Genomic DNA, 19,757 nt, shown 5'->3' with positions numbered 1-19,757 from the left:
TTTATAATGCTGTTATTGATTTCTTTGTAGTGTTTTTATTTTAATTAAATTTTGCTAACAAAGTTTTTTTATGAGGTTGAAAATATTTCATATTATTAACGCACTTGTAAATAAAGGATTCAAGTCAAAAAGTACTTTACGGACATTTACAAATGTTGAGCAGCTTAGAGAAATAATGCCCGATTTGTTACAGGGTTATTTGAAGGAAGAGGAAATGCCAAATAGTTTGATGTTGTTAGAACCACCTCCGGAGCACACATCAAAAGCTTTTGAATTTGATTTAGAATATGCTGAAAAAGTTATAAAGTCTAAAGATAAGATTCGTTTTATACAAGCTGCCACTGATGCAGATTTATCGTTTCCGGCAGCAGTTAAATCTTTTGAGTCTACTTTAGGGATTGAGATTAGTGAAACAAAAACACCTAAACTTTATTTATTAATGCGCAGAGTAATGACGGATGCAGGATTGTCTACTTATGCCGCTAAGAATTATTATAATCGTGAGCGGCCATTTGTAGTTACGAAAACAAAAACTTGTACTCCGGAGCAAGAAGAGGTGTTGCGTAAAGTTGGTTCTTTTCCGTCGGGGCATGCTGCTGTTGGTTGGGCTTGGGCATTGGTTTTTACCGAAATTTTCCCTTATAACGAGCGCATGATCTTAAGACGCGGATATGATTTTGGTGAAAGTCGTATTGTTTGTAATGCACATTGGCATAGTGACGTAGAAAAGGGAAGGGTGATGGGTAGAGCTACTGTAGATCGTCTTCGTGATAATTTAGTTTTTCAGGAAGATTTGGCAATAGCCAAGCAGGAAGTGCTTAAGATTTTAAGTGAAGCTGATAACCGGGAAAACAACAACTAGTACTTTGTTTTGTTTTCCAAAATATAATTCGAAGGAGTCTTACCCAAATTCTTTTTGAACATAAAAATAAATGCACTGGTTGTTTCGTATCCTAAATCAAAGGCTATTTGTTTTATGGATTGTTTTTCTCCTAATCTTTTGATAGCCTCCAATAGTTTTAATCTAATCCTCCAATCGCTAAAACTCATTCCCAATTCTTTAATAAAAAGTCTTGATAAAGTTCTGCTGCTCATACAGGATAAATCAGCGAAATACTCTACGGTTTCTTTATTGGCAACATCATTAGTTAAGAGATTAATAATGCTTTTAAGTTTTATGTGATTGCTTGTAGGTAAGAAAGTAGAGCTTGGATGTATCAGACTTAATTCATCCAGAAATACATCCATGATTCTTTTCTGTATGTCAGTTATATTTTGATGATCCTCAAAAGAAATAATTTTAAACATTAACTGTTTTAGAAATATCGAAATGTCAAAAGAAAAACTAGTAGTCGGAAGATTATTAGTGTATGATGGATCGATAAAAACACTATGCAGGTTTACATCCTTCTGAAAAGATACCTGATGTTCAATATCGCCTGGAATCCATAGCCCCTGTAGTGGATTCACAACCCAAATTTGATTTTCTACAACAACATTCATAACGCCGCTCGTTGCATAAAGAAGTTGGGCCCGCGGATGTGAGTGCAAAGAGCAAACTGCATCTGTGATTGTTTCGGTATATCCCACAACAGGCAGAGATGGATTTACTTGATATCCAAGGTCAACAATTAGATTTGTCTGATTATCGTTATTCATTGTCCAAATGTAGTAATTCTGACACTAAAAATTAATGGCATCTTTGTAAAAAAGTAAATACTTAAGATTTTATTAGTATTTTAAATTAAAACAATACCATATGACAAATGTTAGAACACAACCCGAAACGGTTCAAAAAACGATCTATTCCATACTTTTTATAATTAGTTTTTCTCATTTTATAAATGATTTATTGCAAGCAGTAATACCTTCTGTTTATCCATTGTTCAAAGAAAAATTCGATTTAAGTTTTGCTCAAATCGGTATGATTACGTTTACGTATCAACTTACAGCTTCTATTTTACAGCCGTTTGTTGGTATGTATACAGATAAAAAATCTAAACCGTATTCATTAATTGTAGGAATGGGTTTTACATTGTTAGGGTTGTTTTTTGTTTCGATAGCTTCCAGTTTTACTTATTTATTGATCGCGGTCAGTTTGATCGGGATTGGTTCTTCTATTTTTCATCCGGAATCATCAAGAGTAGCGCATTTAGCTTCGGGCGGAAAAAGGGGATTGGCACAATCTATTTTTCAACTTGGTGGAAATGCCGGTAGCGCTGTAGGACCATTATTAGCTGCTATAATTGTGGTTCCTTATGGGCAATTCTATATAATTTGGTTTTGTCTTATTGCTTTGATTGGTATTTTTGTTTTATATAAAATAGCAATTTGGTATAGTGCTCATTTAGAGCTAAAACGACAAAATAAAGAAATGCCATATGAAATTTTTACTCATCAGTTGTCAAAAAAAAGAGTGGTGTTTTCGTTGATAATCTTATTAGTTTTAATTTTTTCAAAGTATTTTTATTTAGCAAGTATTACGAGTTATTATACTTTTTTCCTAATCGACAAGTTTAATGTTTCGATTCAGGAATCTCAAATTTACTTATTTGCTTTTTTGGGTGCAGTTGCTGCAGGTACATTATTAGGAGGGGCATTGGGAGATAAATTTGGAAGAAAATATGTGATATGGATTTCTATTTTGGGAGTTGCGCCTTTTACTCTTTTGTTGCCATATGTTTCATTATTTTGGGTTGGTATTTTATCCGTAATAATAGGATTAATAATTTCATCAGCATTTTCAGCTATTTTAGTTTACGCCACAGAATTATTACCAGGTAAAGTTGGTTTAGTAGCTGGATTATTTTTTGGGTTTGCTTTTGGAATGGGAGGATTGGGATCAGCTATTTTAGGTAAGCTTGCAGATTTAACCAGTATAGCTTATGTGTTTAAAGTTTGTGCTTTTTTGCCTTTAATTGGAGTTATAACTGGATTTTTACCTAATATAGAGAGTGAAAAAAGGTAGCTTTATTTGGATTTTAATAGCTAATACAATTTTTTAATTTTGATAAAAAAAAAGCATCAGTCTCGTGGCTGATGCTTTTTTTGTTTTAAGTCATTTTTTGGGAAAATTCTATTTGCTTGGTTTAATCAAAAATACACTTTTGTATCTTTTTTTGATTTCGGCTAAATTTCTTTCTGCTTCTATTCTGGTTTTAAAATTTCCAACGAGTACTTTGTAGTTAGGGGTATTGAAAATTATTGTACCGTCAATATCGCTGTTTTCTCTTTTAAAATCAGCTAGTGCTTTTTTTGCTTCCTCACTTTTTCCGCTGAAGATTTGAATTTTGTAAGTGTCGTTTGTGTTTATTGACGTGTTAATTTTGCGTTTGTCGTTGAGTAATTGCTCAAATTTAGGGTCTTGATTTAGTGTTAAATTTTGGTCTTGAGCATGAATGTTATATGCTAAAGTGAACATTGTTAGTGTTAAGAAAACTCTTTTTGAGTAGGTTAAAATTCTCATAATGTGATGATTTTTATGCAAAAGTAGTATTTAAAGTTTGTATGGAAAATTTTAATATTATTTAGAATTAGTATAAATTGATATTTAAGAGTATTTTAAGGTTTTGAGAATAGTTCATAAGTCGTATTTTTGTGCAAGTTTTAAAAGAAGGTATTAGTTTTTTGTTGATTTACTACAGAAAAAATCATACCAAAAATTAGTAGATAATTATTATACTATATGAAAAAGGTGGGTAACCATAATTCGATCTCCAGAAAATTACTGCTTAGCTTATCGCTAACGCTGATTTTCTCCCTAACTTCATTTGCTCAAGATGCTGCTGCTGCTCCGGCGGCGCCTGCTGCTGCCGCTCCGGCTGCAACTTCAGGTGGTGATCCAGTAAAAGGGAAAGAACTTTTTAATGCAAATTGCGCTGCATGTCACAAATTAGATGCTAAGTCAACAGGTCCTGCTTTAAGAGGAGTTGCTGGCAGGCACGAAATGGCTTGGATCTACAAATGGGTTCATAATAGCTCTGAAGTTATTAAGTCCGGTGATGCTGTTGCAGTAAAACTTTTTGAAGAAAACAATAAGTCAGTAATGACTGCTTTTCCTCAATTGTCGACAGGTGATATTGATAATATTATCGCTTATACTTCTCAAGAAAAGCCTGTTGCTGCTACTGCTGGTCCTGGAACTGTTCCTCCTGGGGAAAAAGTTGAAGGCGGCGGAATTTCTAATACTATCATTTTAGGTGCTCTTGCTCTTGTTATGGGTATTTTAGTTGTCATGTTGTTTATGGTAAACAAAGTGTTGACTAAAGTTGCTAGTAATAATGGTATTGTAGTTGCTCCCAGAGAAGCTAGAACTCCAATCTGGAAAGCTTTTGCTAAAAACCAATTCTTGGTTTTAGTTTCTTCTATATTCTTGCTTTTGGCAAGTGGTTATTTTGTTTATGCTTTCTTAATGCAAGTAGGTGTGGATCAAAATTATGAGCCAATTCAGCCAATTCACTACTCTCATAAAATTCACGCAGGAGATAACGAGATCAATTGTAAATATTGTCACTCAGCTGCTCGTGTGAGTAAAAATGCAGGTATTCCTTCTTTGAATGTTTGTATGAACTGTCATAAAAACATTTCTGAAGTTGCTGAATCTACTGGTACTCCTGAGTACAGTAAGGCTTATTATGACGGTGAGATTCAAAAATTATATACGGCAGTTGGATGGGATAAAGCAAAACAAGCTTATACCGGAAAAACGCAGCCTGTGAAATGGGTTCGTATTCATAATCTTCCTGATTTTGTTTACTTCAACCACTCTCAACACGTTACTGTTGCTGGGGTTGAATGTCAAACTTGTCACGGTCCAGTGCAAGAATTTGAAATCATGAAGCAATATTCTAAATTAACAATGGGATGGTGTATTGATTGCCATAGAAAAACTGATGTTAAGATGGAAGGAAATGCATATTATGATAAAATTCATGCTGAACTTTCTAAAAAATACGGTGTAGACAAATTGACTGCAGCGCAAATGGGAGGTTTAGAATGCGGTAAATGCCACTATTAATCGAATTATTAAGATTTTAATATTTATATACAATGTCATCAAACAAAAAATACTGGAAAAGTGTTGAGGAACTAGAAAATAGTTCTATTGTTGAGGCGCTTAGAAATAACGAATTTGTTGAAGAAATTCCTACAGAAGAATTCTTAGGAAATGCAGATGCTTTAGCTCAATCTGGAACTTCACGTCGTGACTTTTTAAAGTACGTAGGATTTAGTACTGCAGCGGTTACACTTGCTGCTTGCGAAGGTCCTGTTCACAAGTCTATCCCATATGTGTTACAACCGGAACAAATCATTCCTGGTGTTGCGGATTATTACGCAACTACTGTTTTTGATGGTTTTGATTTTGCTAACTTATTAGTGAAAACTCGTGAAGGTCGTCCAATTAAAATTGATAACAATACTATTTCTGGAGCTAAGTTTTCAGCCAATGCTAGAATTCATGCGTCTATCTTATCATTATATGATAGCATGCGTTTGAAAGAGCCTAAATTGGATGGAAAAAATAGTAGCTGGTCTGCTGTAGATTTGAAACTAAAGTCAAGTCTTGCTGATGCAAAAGCAAAAGGCGGGCAAGTGGTATTGTTGACAAATACTTTAGCAAGTCCATCTACTGAGAAATTAATAGGGGAGTTTATTGCTAAAAATCCAAATGCAAAACACGTTGTTTACGACGCTGTTTCTTCTTCTGATGCATTAGATGCATTTGAGACCGTTTACGGAGAAAGAGCTCTTGTTGATTACGATTTTTCAAAAGCTTCTTTAATTGTTTCTGTTGGAGCTGATTTCTTAGGAGATTGGCAAGGTGGCGGATACGATGCTGGATATGCTCAGGGACGTATTCCTCAAAACGGAAAAATGTCTCGTCACTTTCAGTTTGAATCAAATATGACATTGTCTGGAGCTGCTGCTGATAAGCGTGTTCCAATGACACCATCAGATCAAAAACAAGCGTTAGTTTTAGTTTATAATATTATTGCAGGTGCTTCTGTTCCGGTTTCTTTAGATGCCAAATTTAAAACAGAAGTTACTAAAGCTGCTCAACAGTTAAAAGCTGCTGGTTCAAAAGGAGTTTTAGTATCTGGAATTGATGATAAAAATGCTCAGTTATTAGTTTTAGCTATCAATCAGGTATTGGCTAGTGAAGCTTTTAATACGGCTGGTACAAGACAAATTAGAAAAGGATCTAATGCGATTGTATCACAATTAATAAAAGATATGAATGCTGGTAGTGTTCATACTTTAATCATGAGTGGTATTAATCCGGTTTACACATTAGCTGATTCAGCTTCTTTTGTATCTGGATTGAAAAAAGTAAAAACTTCAGTTGCTTTCTCTTTAAAAGAAGATGAAACAGCTTCAGTTACTACAATTGCTGCTCCAGTGCCTCATTACTTAGAAGCTTGGGGAGATGTTATGATTACAAAAGGAACTTATAGTTTAACTCAACCGACTATTCGTCCTATATTCAATACAAAACAATTTCAAGACGTTTTATTATCATTAAATGGTGTTGCCGGAAGTTTCTACGATTATCTTAAAGCTAGTTCAGCAGGGATTATTGCAGGTTCTTCTTGGAATAAAGTTTTACATGATGGTATTTTTGTACTTGGTTCTACAGTATTATCTGGTGGTTCTGTTGATTATGCTGCTGCTGCAAATGCGGTTTCAAAATCAAAAGCTGCTGCTGGTGAATTTGAATTAGTATTATATACTAAAACAGGTTTGGGTGACGGACAACAGGCAAACAACCCTTGGTTGCAGGAATTTCCGGATCCAATCACAAGAGTATCTTGGGATAACTATGTTACTGTTTCGAATGCAGATGCTAAAAAATTAGGCCTGACAAATGAAATTGTTGCTAACGGAGGTTTAAACGGAAGTTATGCTACAATTACTACTGCTGATGGAGTGAAACTAGAAAATGTACCGGTAATTGTTCAGCCAGGACAAGCGATTGGGACACTAGGTTTAGCTGTTGGTTATGGTCGTAAAGCTGCTTTGAAAGAAGAAATGGTTGTAGGCTTAAATGCTTACGCTTTTTATAAAAATTTCAATAGTGTTCAGTCTGTTTCTTTTGCGAAAGCAAATGGAGTACATGAGTTTGCTTGTGTTCAGGGACAAAAAACATTAATGGGTAGAGGAGATATTATTAAAGAAACTACTCTTGAAATTTTCAATACTAGAGATGCTGAATTTTGGAACGAACAACCAATGGTGTCTTTAGATCACGAAGAAGTAAAAGCTACAACAGTTGATTTATGGGAATCGTTTGATCGTTCTACAGGACATCACTTTAACCTTTCAATTGATTTAAATGCTTGTACTGGATGTGGTGCTTGTGTTATTGCTTGTCATGCAGAGAACAATGTTCCTGTTGTAGGTAAGGCAGAAGTGAGAAGAAGTCGTGATATGCACTGGTTGCGTATTGACAGATACTATTCTTCTGAAAGCACTTTTGCAGGTGATAACGAAAGAAAAGAAAATATTGCTGGTTTGTCTAGTTCATTATCTACATTTAATGAAATGGAAAAACCCGGAGATAACCCACAAGTTTCTTTCCAACCAGTAATGTGTCAACACTGTAATCACGCACCATGTGAGACAGTTTGTCCAGTTGCTGCAACATCTCATGGTCGTGAAGGTCAAAACCACATGGCTTACAACAGATGTGTTGGAACTCGTTACTGTGCAAACAACTGTCCATATAAAGTGCGTCGTTTTAACTGGTTCTTGTATAACAAAAACAGTGAATTCGATTACCACATGAATGACGATTTAGGACGTATGGTATTAAATCCAGACGTAAATGTTCGTTCTCGTGGGGTTATGGAAAAATGTTCAATGTGTATTCAAATGACACAAGCTACTAAATTAAAAGCTAAAAACGAAGGTCGCCCAGTTGCTGATGGCGAATTTCAAACAGCTTGTTCTAACGCTTGTTCTTCTGGAGCAATGATATTTGGTGATGTTAATGATACTGAAAGTAAAGTTGCTAAATTAGCTGCTGATGAAAGATCATATCACTTATTAGAGCATGTAGGAACAAAACCTAATGTGGTTTACCATGTTAAAGTTAGAAATACTTAGAAATAAATTATTAATTAAGAAACATATAAAGGATTATGTCGTCTCACTACGAAGCACCCATTAGAAAACCTTTAGTTATAGGTGATAAATCTTATCACGATGTAACTGTAGATGTAGCTGCACCTGTTGAGGGGCCTGCAAACAAACAATGGTGGATTGTATTTTCAATCGCATTAATAGCCTTCCTTTGGGGGTTAGGTTGTATAATTTACACCGTATCTACCGGTATCGGAACATGGGGATTAAATAAAACAGTTGGTTGGGCTTGGGATATCACGAACTTCGTTTGGTGGGTTGGTATTGGTCACGCCGGAACATTAATTTCTGCGGTATTATTACTTTTCCGTCAACGTTGGAGAATGGCTATTAACCGTTCTGCAGAAGCTATGACTATCTTTTCAGTAGTTCAAGCAGGTTTATTTCCAATTATTCACATGGGACGTCCATGGTTAGCATACTGGGTTTTACCTATTCCAAATCAATTTGGATCTTTATGGGTAAACTTTAACTCACCATTGCTTTGGGATGTGTTCGCAATTTCAACGTATCTTTCGGTATCATTAGTTTTCTGGTGGACTGGTTTATTGCCTGACTTTGCAATGCTGCGTGATAGAGCGGTAACTCCTTTTACAAAAAGAGTTTATTCTATCCTAAGTTTTGGATGGAGCGGTAGAGCCAAAGATTGGCAACGTTTTGAAGAAGTATCATTAGTATTAGCTGGTTTAGCTACTCCTCTTGTACTTTCTGTACACACGATTGTATCGATGGACTTTGCTACTTCTGTAATTCCGGGATGGCATACAACAATTTTCCCTCCATACTTCGTTGCTGGAGCGGTATTCTCAGGATTTGCGATGGTAAACACATTGTTGATCGTTATGAGAAAAGTTTCTAATCTTGAAGCTTACATTACAGTACAGCATATCGAATTAATGAACATTGTAATCATGATTACAGGTTCTATTGTTGGTGTAGCTTATATTACTGAGTTATTTGTAGCTTGGTATTCAGGAGTAGAATACGAACAATATGCTTTCTTAAACAGAGCTACCGGACCTTACTGGTGGGCGTATTGGTCAATGATGACTTGTAACGTTTTCTCTCCACAATTTATGTGGTTCAAGAAATTAAGAACAAGTATCCTGTTCTCATTTATTATTTCGATTGTTGTAAACATCGGAATGTGGTTCGAAAGATTCGTAATTATTGTTACTTCTTTACATAGAGATTACCTTCCATCTTCTTGGACAATGTTCTCACCAACATTTGTTGATATTGGAATTTTCATTGGAACAATTGGTTTCTTCTTCGTATTGTTTTTATTATACTCTAGAACATTCCCTGTAATTGCTCAGGCAGAGGTTAAAACAATTTTGAAAGGAACAGGAGATAATTACATTAGAGAAAGAGCAAATAAAGATTCACATCATGAGTAATAAAGTAATATACGCCATTTATAATGACGATGATATTTTGATGGATGCAGTAAAGAAAACCAGAGCTGCTCATCATCATATTGAAGAAGTTTTTACTCCATTCCCAGTTCACGGATTGGATAAAGCTATGGGTTTAGCGCCAACAAGATTAGCAATTTGTGCATTTTTATATGGATGTGTTGGTATTTCTGTTGCAACTACCATGATGAGTTATATCATGATTCATGATTGGCCACAAGATATTGGTGGAAAACCAAGTTTCAGTTTCATTCAGAATATGCCTGCATTTGTGCCGATTATGTTTGAAATGACAGTATTTTTTGCTGCTCACTTAATGGTTATTACTTTTTATATGAGAAGTAGATTATGGCCATTCAAAGAAGCTGAAAATCCTGATGTAAGAACAACAGATGACCATTTTTTAATGGAAGTTGCTGTAAATGATAACGAAGCAGAACTAGTTTCTTTTTTCGAAAGTACAGGAGCTGTTGAAGTTAAAGTAATTGAAAAGAATTAATTGTAGCTATGAAAAGGATATATAAAATAACACTTTTAGTTGGTATAACTATTTTAGTTTCATCTTGCCACAATAATTCGGCACCAAACTATCAGTATTTCCCTAATATGTATGAGTCTGTAGGTTATGAAACCTATTCAGAAGCAAAAATATTTAAAGGAGGAAAAGAAGGACAGCTTCCTGTGGCAGGAACTATCAATAGAGGTTTTGAGCCTTATGAATATGAAAATTCAACTGCTGGTTATGAATTGGCTAAAGCTAATTTAAAATCACCTTTGGATTCTATCGAAAGAAATTCCGGAAAAGGAAAAGAACTTTTCGAAATTTACTGTATCAGTTGTCATGGTGCAGCTGGAAACGGTAAAGGTAAATTGGTTGAAAGAGAAAAATTTCTTGGAGTACCTAGCTATAAAGACAGAGAAATCACAGAAGGAAGTATCTTTCATGTTGAGACTTATGGTTTAAATGCAATGGGTTCACATGCAAATCAATTAAGTGCCCACGAACGTTGGTTAGTTGCTGACTATGTTCTAAAACTAAAAAGCCAATTATAATTGTTGAACAAACTGATCGTAATAGATATGTATACATTTTCAAGTAAATTAAAAACTTTTTCTATCATCCTAATGGCCCTTGGTATATTAGGAATTGGATATGGTTTTTTAACTGCTCCTAAAGATATTCAAGAAGTTGAGAAAATTCTAGCTGCAGATGCACATGGATCTCATGGTGCTGCACATGAAGCTACAGCAGAAACTTCACATCAAGAAGCTGGACATCACGAAGCTTCTGAAGCCTCAGATGAATCTCACAATGGTGGTGAACACGCAAAAGTTAATGCTGTTGATGAGCATAAAGAACATTTAACTCATGTATTGCACCAATTGCAAAATAAGCCTTGGTCTGCTTTATATGTTGCTTGTATTTTCTTCTTGCTGCTTTCTATGGGAACTTTAGCATTTTATGCCATTCAACAAGTTGCTCAAGCAGGTTGGTCTCCGGTTTTATTTAGAGTAATGCAGGGAATCACAGCTTATTTGCCCGTTGGTTCTATTATTTTCTTTATTATTTTAATTCTTTGTGGATTACACTTTAATCATATATTTGTGTGGTTAGGTGAGGGAGTAACGGATCCAAATAGTGCAAACTACGATAAAATGATTGCTGGTAAAGCAGGTTACTTAAACTTTCCTTTCTGGATTGTTAGAGCTGCTTTCTTTTTAATAGGATGGAATTTATACCGTTACTATTCAAGAAAAAACTGTTTAGCTCAAGATGATGCCAATGATGATCTATATTACAAAAAGAACTTTAAGTTAACTGCTGGTTTCTTAGTATTCTTTATTGTATCTGAATCTATTATGTCTTGGGATTGGATTATGTCAATCGACCCACACTGGTTCAGTACTTTATTTGGATGGTATGTATTTGCTTCTTTCTTTGTAAGTGGTATTACTGCAATCGCATTAGTTACTGTGTATTTAAAATCAAAAGGATATTTAGAGTATGTAAATACAAGCCACATTCACGATTTAGCTAAATTTATGTTTGGTATCAGTGTTTTCTGGACTTATTTATGGTTCTCACAATTCATGTTGATTTGGTATGCTAATATTCCGGAAGAAGTAACTTATTTCATAACAAGAATTCAATTATATAACTTACCATTTTTTGGTGCTGTAGTTATGAACTTCGTATTCCCATTATTAATATTAATCAATACAGACTTTAAACGTCTTAGCTGGGTTATTGTGATGGCTGGTGTTGTTATCTTACTAGGTCACTATGTAGATTTCTTTAATATGATTATGCCTGGTACAGTTGGAGATAAATGGTTTATTGGAGTTCCTGAAATTGCATCTATTCTTTTCTTCTTAGGATTGTTTATTTTTGTAGTATTTACTGCATTAACTAAAGCTCCTCTGTTAGCAAAAAGAAATCCTTTCATTGAAGAAAGTAAACATTTTCATTATTAATATTTAAAGAAATAAACAGATGACAAGTTTGTTGGTAATTGTAGTTTTAGTTTTATTAGCAGTTGCATTATGGCAATTGACCAAGATATTTGATCTTACTCAAGTGGGATCTTCTTCGGACGATTCTCAAGTTGCATCAGATAATGATAATAATATTCAGGGATATGTGATGTTTGGCTTTTTAGCTTTCATCTACATATTTACGATTTACGGTTTACTAAAATGGGGTAATTTAGCACTTCATACTCCTGCTTCTGAGCATGGAATTTTAGTAGATAGTTTGATGAATATTACTTGGGTTTTGATTTTTGTAGTTCAATTTATTACACAAGGATTATTATACTGGTTTTCTTTTAAAAATAGAGGACATAAAGATAGAAAAGCGTTATTTTTTGCTGATAGCAATAAATTAGAAGCGCTTTGGAGTATTATTCCATCTGTAGTTTTAGCTTGTTTGATTCTTTATGGATTATATGCTTGGAACAACATTATGTTTATTGATAAAGATGAAGATGTAATTGAAATTGAATTATATGCTCAACAATTTAAATGGACTGCAAGATATGCCGGACAAGACAATGTCTTAGGAAAAGCTAACGTACGTTTAATTGAAGGTATCAATACTTTAGGAGTTGACATGTCAGATCCTAATGCTCAGGATGATATTGTAGTTTCTGAATTACATATTCCAAAAGGTAAAAAGATACATTTCAAAATGCGTTCTCAAGACGTATTACACTCAGCTTATATGCCTCACTTTAGAGCGCAGATGAACTGTGTTCCCGGAATGGTTACGGAATTTGCTTTTATTCCAACTTATACAACTTCTGAATATAGAGATTTACCTTTTATGATTGAGAAAGTTGCAAACATCAACAAACTTAGAGCTGAAAAAAGCATTGAGTTAGTTGCAAAAGGTGGTACAGCTTTAGATCCTTATACATTTGATTATTTATTATTATGTAATAAAATTTGTGGAGCTTCTCACTACAACATGCAAATGAAAGTGGTTGTTGATACTCCGGAAGATTATAAAAAATGGTTAAGCGAAAAAACTACTTTAGCTCAGGATATTAAAGCGGCTGAAGCTGCTAAAAAACCAGCTGAAGCAGAAGGAGCAAAAGCTACTACAGATAGTACTGCTAAAGATACTGTAAAAGCGGTTATTGATACCGTAAAAGCAGTTGTAGCTAAAGTTACTATGAAATAATATTTATTAAGAAAATTTAAAGTACACATATATGTCAGCAGAAGCGCACGATCACGATCACGGACACGATCACGAGCACGAACATCATCATAAAGACACGTTCATTACTAAATATATCTTTAGTATTGATCACAAAATGATTGCTAAGCAATACTTACTTACCGGTATTATTATGGGAGTTATTGGTATTGCAATGTCCTTGCTTTTCAGAATGCAATTAGCATGGCCAGAAGAGTCTTTCAAGATCTTTAATGTTTTATTAGGAGATAAATTTGCGCCTGATGGTGTAATGGCAAATGATATTTATTTGGCTTTAGTAACAATTCACGGTACCATCATGGTATTCTTTGTACTGACAGCCGGTTTAAGTGGAACGTTTAGTAACTTACTTATTCCGCTTCAAATTGGAGCAAGAGATATGGCTTCTGGTTTTATGAATATGATTTCATACTGGTTGTTTTTCTTATCTGCTGTAATCATGTTAAGTTCATTGTTCGTTGAAGCTGGACCAGCTTCTGCAGGTTGGACAATTTACCCGCCATTAAGTGCTTTACCACAAGCGATTCCAGGTTCTGGAACAGGTATGACTTTATGGTTAGTTTCAATGGCTATCTTTATCGCATCTTCTTTAATGGGATCTTTAAATTACATCGTAACTGTTATTAACTTAAGAACTAAAGGAATGTCTATGACTAGACTTCCTCTTACAATCTGGACATTTTTCGTAACAGCTATCATTGGTGTTATTTCATTCCCTGTATTGTTATCTGCTGCTTTATTATTGATTTTTGATAGAAGTTTTGGTACTTCATTCTTCTTATCTGATATCTATATTGCAGGAGAGGTTTTACATTACCAAGGTGGTTCTCCAGTATTGTTCGAACACTTATTCTGGTTCTTAGGACACCCTGAGGTTTATATTGTAATCTTACCAGCGATGGGTCTTGTTTCTGAAATTATGGCTACGAATTCTCGTAAACCAATCTTTGGATACAGAGCGATGATTATGTCAGTTCTTGCAATTGCATTTTTATCGACAATTGTTTGGGGTCACCACATGTTTATTTCAGGTATGAATCCTTTCTTAGGATCTGTATTTACCTTTACCACTTTATTGATTGCAATTCCATCTGCTGTAAAAGCGTTCAACTGGATTACAACTTTATGGAAAGGTAACCTACAATTTAACCCTGCAATGTTATTCTCTATCGGAATGGTTTCTACTTTCATCACTGGAGGTTTAACGGGAATCATCTTAGGAGATAGTACTTTAGATATTAACGTTCACGATACTTACTTCGTAATTGCTCACTTTCACTTAGTAATGGGTATCTCTGCACTTTACGGAATGTTCGCTGGTATCTACCACTGGTTCCCTAAAATGTACGGAAGAATGTTAAACAAAAACTTAGGTTATATTCACTTTTGGGTAACAGCGGTTTGTGCTTATGGAGTATTCTTTCCAATGCACTTTATTGGATTAGCTGGTTTACCAAGACGTTATTATACAAACACAAACTTTCCATTATTTGATGATTTACAAAATGTGAATGTTTTAATTACAACATTTGCTCTTGTAGGAGGAGCTTTCCAATTGGTATTCTTGTACAACTTCTTTAGTAGTATTTTCTACGGTAAGAAAGCGATTCAAAATCCATGGAGATCTACAACATTAGAATGGACAACTCCGGTAGAACATATTCACGGTAACTGGCCAGGTGAAATTCCTCACGTATACCGTTGGCCGTATGACTATAGTAACCCAAATCACGATGTAGATTTTGTACCGCAAAATGTACCGATGAAAGAAGGTGAAGAAGTTTTACACCACTAAAAATATTTTAAAAAGACCATCTCAAAGATGGTCTTTTTTGTTTTAGGATAAAACCTAATTAAGAAATTCCAATATTTTAAATTCCAAATTCCATGAATGTTTCGTATTTATTGGAATTTGGAATTTTTCTATTTGGGATTAGAAATATTGGAATTTGCTCGCGAAGCTTCGGGATTTTATTTGGAATTTAAGTATTTTACAAACTGATTACTTTGTCTATCTTTGTAAAATGAATGAGAACCTAGATCCCACTACAAATGGGTACAACCCAGAAGAATTAGATCTTGAAAAAAAATTACGTCCGCTGTCATTTGATGATTTTGCGGGACAAGATCAAGTTTTAGAGAACTTAAAAGTTTTTGTTGCTGCTGCCAATCAACGCGGTGAAGCTCTTGATCATACACTTTTTCATGGACCTCCCGGATTAGGAAAAACTACATTGGCTAATATTTTGGCTAACGAACTTGAAGTTGGAATCAAAATTACTTCTGGTCCTGTTTTAGACAAACCTGGAGATTTGGCTGGTTTATTGACCAATCTTGACGAAAGAGATGTTTTGTTTATTGATGAGATTCATCGTTTGAGTCCAATTGTCGAAGAGTATTTATATTCGGCGATGGAAGATTTTAAAATTGATATTATGATTGAGTCCGGACCAAATGCCAGAACAGTACAAATCAATTTAAATCCTTTTACTTTAATTGGGGCAACAACGCGTTCCGGTTTATTAACGGCGCCAATGCGTGCACGTTTCGGAATCTCTTCACGACTACAATATTATACAACGGAACTTTTGACCACTATTGTCGAAAGAAGTTCTTCTATACTTAAAATGCCAATTTCATTGGATGCCGCTATCGAAATAGCCGGTCGTAGCCGTGGGACACCTCGTATTGCTAATGCATTGTTGCGACGAGTACGTGATTTTGCGCAAATAAAAGGAAACGGAACTATCGACTTGGAAATTGCTCGATATGCATTAAAAGCACTTCATGTGGATGCACATGGACTGGATGAGATGGATAATAAAATTTTGTTGACCATTATCAATAAATTCAAAGGTGGACCTGTTGGGCTTTCAACTTTGGCGACAGCCGTATCTGAAAGCAGCGAAACTATTGAAGAAGTTTATGAGCCATTTTTGATTCAGGAAGGGTTTATCATGAGAACTCCAAGAGGAAGAGAAGTTACTGATAAAGCGTATAAACATTTAGGAAAAATAAATACCAACATTCAAGGCGGATTATTTTAAAGATATTCTATGAAACATTTTGTTTTATTTTTACTGTTTAGTTGTCTAAGTTCTTTCGGTCAAACCAAGAATTTTCCGCATCTTGCTTATGGAAAATATCCTCAACAGACTTTAGATTTGTATATTCCTGACGGTGATTTAAAGAATTTATCTGTTGTTATACTTCTTCATGGAGGAGCATGGTCAATGGGGGGACTTGAATATACGAGCAAACATGCTCAAGACCTTTGCAATAGAGGACTCATTGTTGCCAATGTTGATTATCGTTATGTTAGTGATAAGATCTCTGCCAAGGATTTATTAGCAGATGTAGAAGCTGCTGTTGCTTATGTTTCCAGTGCTTCTGGTAAATACGGTTATGCTAAAACAGGATATCATATTGTTGGAATTAGCGCGGGAGCGCATTTGGCATTATTATATGGGTATACCAAAAAAGACATGAAGTCTATAACGGCACTTTGTGCACCTTCAAGATTAGATTCTGTTGAAATATTAGAATTTCTTAAAAAGAATGGGCTTTTGGATGTTATTGAAAAATTGGCTGGAGCCAAATTTAATGCAAATGGAACTAATCCTTCATTTGTTGCAATAAGCCCTTTTAATAATATCTCGAATACACCAACATTGTTAATACACGGCGATGCAGATCCGTTGGTGAATGTCAGCCAGTCTCAAAACCTTTACGCGGAATTAAAAAGCAAAAGCGTAGAGACGAAACTGATAATTAGAGATGGTAAAGGACATGATGTAGGAATGAATTCTCCTGATACTGAAGTTCAGAATATAAACGATATCACGGACTGGATTACAGAGCATAATAAGTAAGTTTAAATATTTAAGAAAAAATAAACACCAACGTTCAGGGCGGATGGTTTAATGCTATCAAAATGTCTGAAAACAGAAAATATAATTACCCGTGCAGGCTCTCAATATTGAGATTCTTTCTGGATGCTGAAAAAGTACGTAAAAATCCGATTCCATTTCATAAAAGGTATTTCGATAAATTTGGAGACTCTTTTTCTCTTAAAATAGGTCGTTCCAAGCATATAATCTTATCACGGGATAACGAAATTGCACAGTATATTTTACAGAAGAACCAGAAGAATTATCATAAATCGAGATTTCAGTCTGTTTATCTTTCAAAATATTTAGGGAAAGGACTTTTGACGGTTGATGGAGATTTTTGGTTGAAACAAAGAAGACTTATTCAGCCCGCGTTTCATAAGCAAAAAATGAATCAATTGGTTGAGAACATGAATGCGACTATTGCTTCTGAGTTAGATGGTTTAGTTGAAGAAAAATCAATTGATCTTTTTCCTGTAATGAGCCAATTAGCATTTAATGTTGTAGCCAGATCATTATTTCAGCTTTCAATTTCTGATGAAAAACTAAATCGTATAAAATTTATTATTGAAGAAGTTCAGAATTTTTTAATCAAGGAGATTCGGCTTCCGCATAAGGCGTGGTGGTTTTCTGTAAGCGGACAGGTTAAACAACATCTTGAACTGGCTGAGGAAAATAATAGAATTATAAAAGAAATTATTGAGGATAGAGTTGCTTCAAAAGAAGAAGTGAATGATTTGCTTCATATGCTTTTGGAAACCCGTTATGAAGATACGGGAGAAGGAATGTCCGTTAAACAATTAATAGATGAAATAAAAGTTCTGTTTATTGCCGGACATGAGACAACAGCCAATGCATTGACTTTTACGCTTCATCTTTTGGGAAGAAATCCGGAAATACAAGAAAAAGTATTTAAAGAGATTACTGAAATTGAATTACAAACAAATGATATTGTTGAACAGCTTCAAAAAATGTCTTATACAAATGCCGTTTTAAATGAAGCTATGCGTTTGTATCCTCCTGCTTGGATTACAGATAGGCAGAATGTAGAAGATGATACACTTGTTGATTATCATATAAAAAAAGGAACTTTAATAGGCGTTTCTTTTTATGAACTACATCGAAATTCTAAATATTGGGATAACCCAGAGGTGTTTGATCCAGAGCGATTTCTTGGAGAGCAAAAGAAGCAATCCATGCAATATTTTTATCCTTTTGGCGCAGGTCCAAGAATGTGCATTGGATCGGGATTTGCTATTTATGAAATGTGTTTGACCATTTCTCAAATTGTAAAAAAATACGTGATTAAATCCAACAATGACACTGCTGCGTTTAATCCTTTAATAACATTAAAACCAGTTGGTATAGAAGTTTCATTTTCAAAGAGATGACAATTAATGCAAAAGAGACATATTCGAAACTTATAAAATCTGAAGCAAAACGGCTTGGTTTTCTTTCTTGTGGAATATCCAAAGCCGGATTTCTGGAAGAAGAAGCTCCGCGTCTTGAAAAATGGCTAAACAATAATCATCACGGTCAAATGGCCTATATGGAGAATTATTTTGATAAACGTTTAGATCCTACTTTATTGGTTGATGATGCCAAAAGTGTTGTATCACTATTGCTAAATTATTATCCGGAAGAAACGCAAAGTCAGGAAAGTTTTAAGATTTCGAAATATGCTTATGGTCAGGATTATCATTTTGTAATCAAAGAAAAACTAAAAGAATTTTTACATTCCATTCAGGAAAATATCGGTGATGTTTCCGGTCGTGCTTTTGTTGATTCTGCACCTGTTTTAGACAGGGCTTGGGCAGCTAAAAGCGGTTTAGGATGGATTGGTAAAAGCGGCAACTTATTGACTCAAAAAGTAGGTTCTTTTTACTTTATTGCGGAACTTATTTTGGATCTGGAACTAGAATATGATAACGCTACAACAGATCATTGCGGGTCTTGTACCGCTTGTATAGATGCCTGCCCAACTCAGGCAATTGTGGCTCCATATGTGGTTGATGGAAGCAAATGTATCTCTTATTACACCATAGAGCTTAAGGAAAATATTCCTTATGACATGAAAGGAAAATTTGACGAGTGGATGTTTGGCTGTGACACTTGTCAGGACGTTTGCCCTTGGAATCGGTTCTCAAAACCTCATTCAGAACCTTTATTTAATCCAAATCCCGAATTACTTTCTTTTTCTAAAAAAGATTGGATCGAAATCACAGAAGAAACTTTCCGTGCAGTTTTTAAAAACTCTCCTGTTAAAAGAACCAAATTTGATGGTTTAAAACGCAATATTTCCTTTTTGGAATAAATTAAAAAAAAGTTAATTTGTAAACTTCTTTTTTCTTGTCTTTATTTATGTAAATAGCTCATTTTAAAATATTTACAATTTAAGATTTGTGTTTTATTATTTTAAGTATTTGATAGTCAGTATGTTGTGATTAAATGCTAATTTTAAAAACGCAATCGCTTAATAATCAGCACGTTTGTAGTATTTTTAAGAATTTTTTGTTTAAATTTGTGTTAAACATCCCCTCTGTTTTACAATCATTCCTTTGTTTTTAATTCAAAAATTTATAT

At 34.5% G+C, this 19,757-nt stretch carries 16 protein-coding genes; 14 read left to right on the top strand and 2 right to left on the bottom strand.

Annotation, left to right across the window (positions count from 1 at the left end; genetic code table 11):
* The first annotated feature begins 70 nt into the window (after positions 1 to 70).
* The gene (locus EAH81_RS13120) at positions 71 to 862 is read left to right on the top strand and encodes an acid phosphatase (RefSeq protein WP_140507744.1); all 792 of its coding nucleotides are present in this window, start codon (positions 71 to 73) and stop codon (positions 860 to 862) included.
* On the opposite strand, the gene EAH81_RS13115 is transcribed toward EAH81_RS13120, so the two are convergent.
* Positions 859 to 1,659, bottom strand: coding sequence for an AraC family transcriptional regulator (locus EAH81_RS13115; protein ID WP_140507742.1), 801 nt, complete (start codon positions 1,657 to 1,659; stop codon positions 859 to 861). The two genes, EAH81_RS13120 and EAH81_RS13115, sit on opposite strands and share 4 nt — an antisense overlap.
* 100 nt (positions 1,660 to 1,759) lie before the next feature.
* Between EAH81_RS13115 and EAH81_RS13110 the strand changes: the two genes are divergently transcribed.
* A complete protein-coding gene (locus EAH81_RS13110) occupies positions 1,760 to 2,968 on the top strand; it encodes an MFS transporter (RefSeq protein WP_140507740.1) in 1,209 nt (402 codons plus the stop codon).
* 108 nt (positions 2,969 to 3,076) lie between these two features.
* Here the strand turns inward: EAH81_RS13110 and EAH81_RS13105 are convergent, their stop codons facing one another.
* Complete coding sequence (locus EAH81_RS13105; protein ID WP_140508221.1) at positions 3,077 to 3,466, bottom strand: SPOR domain-containing protein; 390 nt, start codon at positions 3,464 to 3,466, stop codon at positions 3,077 to 3,079.
* Positions 3,467 to 3,685: 219 nt separating this feature from the next.
* Here EAH81_RS13105 and EAH81_RS13100 point away from each other — a divergent pair, with 219 nt between their 5' ends.
* The 12 genes from EAH81_RS13100 (at position 3,686) to queG (ending at position 19,488) form a co-directional block, all read left to right on the top strand.
* Positions 3,686 to 5,017 carry a c-type cytochrome gene (locus EAH81_RS13100; RefSeq protein ID WP_140507738.1) on the top strand — a complete coding sequence of 444 codons (1,332 nt, stop codon included), beginning with the start codon at positions 3,686 to 3,688 and terminating at the stop codon, positions 5,015 to 5,017.
* 32 nt (positions 5,018 to 5,049) lie between these two features.
* Entirely contained in the window at positions 5,050 to 8,106 is a 3,057-nt protein-coding gene (locus tag EAH81_RS13095; protein ID WP_140507735.1) for a TAT-variant-translocated molybdopterin oxidoreductase, read from the top strand.
* Positions 8,107 to 8,141: 35 nt separating this feature from the next.
* A complete protein-coding gene (nrfD, locus tag EAH81_RS13090) occupies positions 8,142 to 9,542 on the top strand; it encodes an NrfD/PsrC family molybdoenzyme membrane anchor subunit (RefSeq protein ID WP_140507733.1) in 1,401 nt (466 codons plus the stop codon).
* Positions 9,535 to 10,059 (top strand): DUF3341 domain-containing protein, encoded by a 525-nt coding sequence (locus tag EAH81_RS13085; RefSeq protein WP_140507731.1) that lies wholly within the window; start codon positions 9,535 to 9,537, stop codon positions 10,057 to 10,059. The genes nrfD and EAH81_RS13085 overlap by 8 nt, the downstream gene beginning before the upstream one ends.
* An 8-nt stretch (positions 10,060 to 10,067) precedes the next feature.
* A complete protein-coding gene (locus EAH81_RS13080; RefSeq protein ID WP_140507728.1) occupies positions 10,068 to 10,613 on the top strand; it encodes a c-type cytochrome in 546 nt (181 codons plus the stop codon).
* A gap of 27 nt (positions 10,614 to 10,640) precedes the next feature.
* Positions 10,641 to 12,035: a quinol:cytochrome C oxidoreductase gene (locus EAH81_RS13075; protein ID WP_140507726.1), complete on the top strand. Its 1,395-nt coding sequence runs from the start codon at positions 10,641 to 10,643 to the stop codon at positions 12,033 to 12,035.
* A gap of 19 nt (positions 12,036 to 12,054) precedes the next feature.
* Complete coding sequence (locus EAH81_RS13070; protein WP_140507723.1) at positions 12,055 to 13,245, top strand: cytochrome c oxidase subunit II; 1,191 nt, start codon at positions 12,055 to 12,057, stop codon at positions 13,243 to 13,245.
* Positions 13,246 to 13,276: 31 nt separating this feature from the next.
* Entirely contained in the window at positions 13,277 to 15,079 is a 1,803-nt protein-coding gene (locus EAH81_RS13065; RefSeq protein WP_140507721.1) for a cbb3-type cytochrome c oxidase subunit I, read from the top strand.
* Between the two features lie 229 nt (positions 15,080 to 15,308).
* Positions 15,309 to 16,331, top strand: coding sequence for a Holliday junction branch migration DNA helicase RuvB (gene ruvB, locus EAH81_RS13060; protein ID WP_140507719.1), 1,023 nt, complete (start codon positions 15,309 to 15,311; stop codon positions 16,329 to 16,331).
* Between the two features lie 9 nt (positions 16,332 to 16,340).
* Positions 16,341 to 17,156, top strand: coding sequence for an alpha/beta hydrolase (locus tag EAH81_RS13055; protein WP_140507717.1), 816 nt, complete (start codon positions 16,341 to 16,343; stop codon positions 17,154 to 17,156).
* 62 nt (positions 17,157 to 17,218) lie between these two features.
* A complete protein-coding gene (locus EAH81_RS13050) occupies positions 17,219 to 18,565 on the top strand; it encodes a cytochrome P450 (protein WP_140507715.1) in 1,347 nt (448 codons plus the stop codon).
* Positions 18,562 to 19,488 carry a tRNA epoxyqueuosine(34) reductase QueG gene (gene queG, locus EAH81_RS13045; RefSeq protein WP_140507713.1) on the top strand — a complete coding sequence of 309 codons (927 nt, stop codon included), beginning with the start codon at positions 18,562 to 18,564 and terminating at the stop codon, positions 19,486 to 19,488. Before EAH81_RS13050 ends, queG begins: the two co-directional genes overlap by 4 nt.
* Positions 19,489 to 19,757 lie beyond the last annotated feature (269 nt).

This window comes from Flavobacterium pectinovorum, assembly GCF_006438875.1.
GTDB lineage: Bacteria > Bacteroidota > Bacteroidia > Flavobacteriales > Flavobacteriaceae > Flavobacterium > Flavobacterium pectinovorum_A.
Note: the sequence above shows the minus strand (reverse complement) of the source record. Positions and strands in the feature narration are given on the sequence as shown.

Excerpts from the sequence above, each read along its gene's own strand:
- EAH81_RS13080 (WP_140507728.1), top strand. The coding sequence starts at position 10,068 with ATGAAAAGGATATATAAAATAACACTTTTAGTTGGTATAACTATTTTA.
- EAH81_RS13105 (WP_140508221.1), bottom strand. The coding sequence starts at position 3,466 with ATGAGAATTTTAACCTACTCAAAAAGAGTTTTCTTAACACTAACAATG.
- EAH81_RS13085 (WP_140507731.1), top strand. The coding sequence starts at position 9,535 with ATGAGTAATAAAGTAATATACGCCATTTATAATGACGATGATATTTTG.
- EAH81_RS13095 (WP_140507735.1), top strand. The coding sequence starts at position 5,050 with ATGTCATCAAACAAAAAATACTGGAAAAGTGTTGAGGAACTAGAAAAT.
- EAH81_RS13110 (WP_140507740.1), top strand. The coding sequence starts at position 1,760 with ATGACAAATGTTAGAACACAACCCGAAACGGTTCAAAAAACGATCTAT.
- EAH81_RS13100 (WP_140507738.1), top strand. The coding sequence starts at position 3,686 with ATGAAAAAGGTGGGTAACCATAATTCGATCTCCAGAAAATTACTGCTT.
- EAH81_RS13115 (WP_140507742.1), bottom strand. The coding sequence starts at position 1,659 with ATGAATAACGATAATCAGACAAATCTAATTGTTGACCTTGGATATCAA.
- EAH81_RS13070 (WP_140507723.1), top strand. The coding sequence starts at position 12,055 with ATGACAAGTTTGTTGGTAATTGTAGTTTTAGTTTTATTAGCAGTTGCA.
- ruvB (WP_140507719.1), top strand. The coding sequence starts at position 15,309 with ATGAATGAGAACCTAGATCCCACTACAAATGGGTACAACCCAGAAGAA.
- EAH81_RS13075 (WP_140507726.1), top strand. The coding sequence starts at position 10,641 with ATGTATACATTTTCAAGTAAATTAAAAACTTTTTCTATCATCCTAATG.
- queG (WP_140507713.1), top strand. The coding sequence starts at position 18,562 with ATGACAATTAATGCAAAAGAGACATATTCGAAACTTATAAAATCTGAA.
- EAH81_RS13050 (WP_140507715.1), top strand. The coding sequence starts at position 17,219 with ATGTCTGAAAACAGAAAATATAATTACCCGTGCAGGCTCTCAATATTG.
- EAH81_RS13065 (WP_140507721.1), top strand. The coding sequence starts at position 13,277 with ATGTCAGCAGAAGCGCACGATCACGATCACGGACACGATCACGAGCAC.
- nrfD (WP_140507733.1), top strand. The coding sequence starts at position 8,142 with ATGTCGTCTCACTACGAAGCACCCATTAGAAAACCTTTAGTTATAGGT.
- EAH81_RS13055 (WP_140507717.1), top strand. The coding sequence starts at position 16,341 with ATGAAACATTTTGTTTTATTTTTACTGTTTAGTTGTCTAAGTTCTTTC.
- EAH81_RS13120 (WP_140507744.1), top strand. The coding sequence starts at position 71 with ATGAGGTTGAAAATATTTCATATTATTAACGCACTTGTAAATAAAGGA.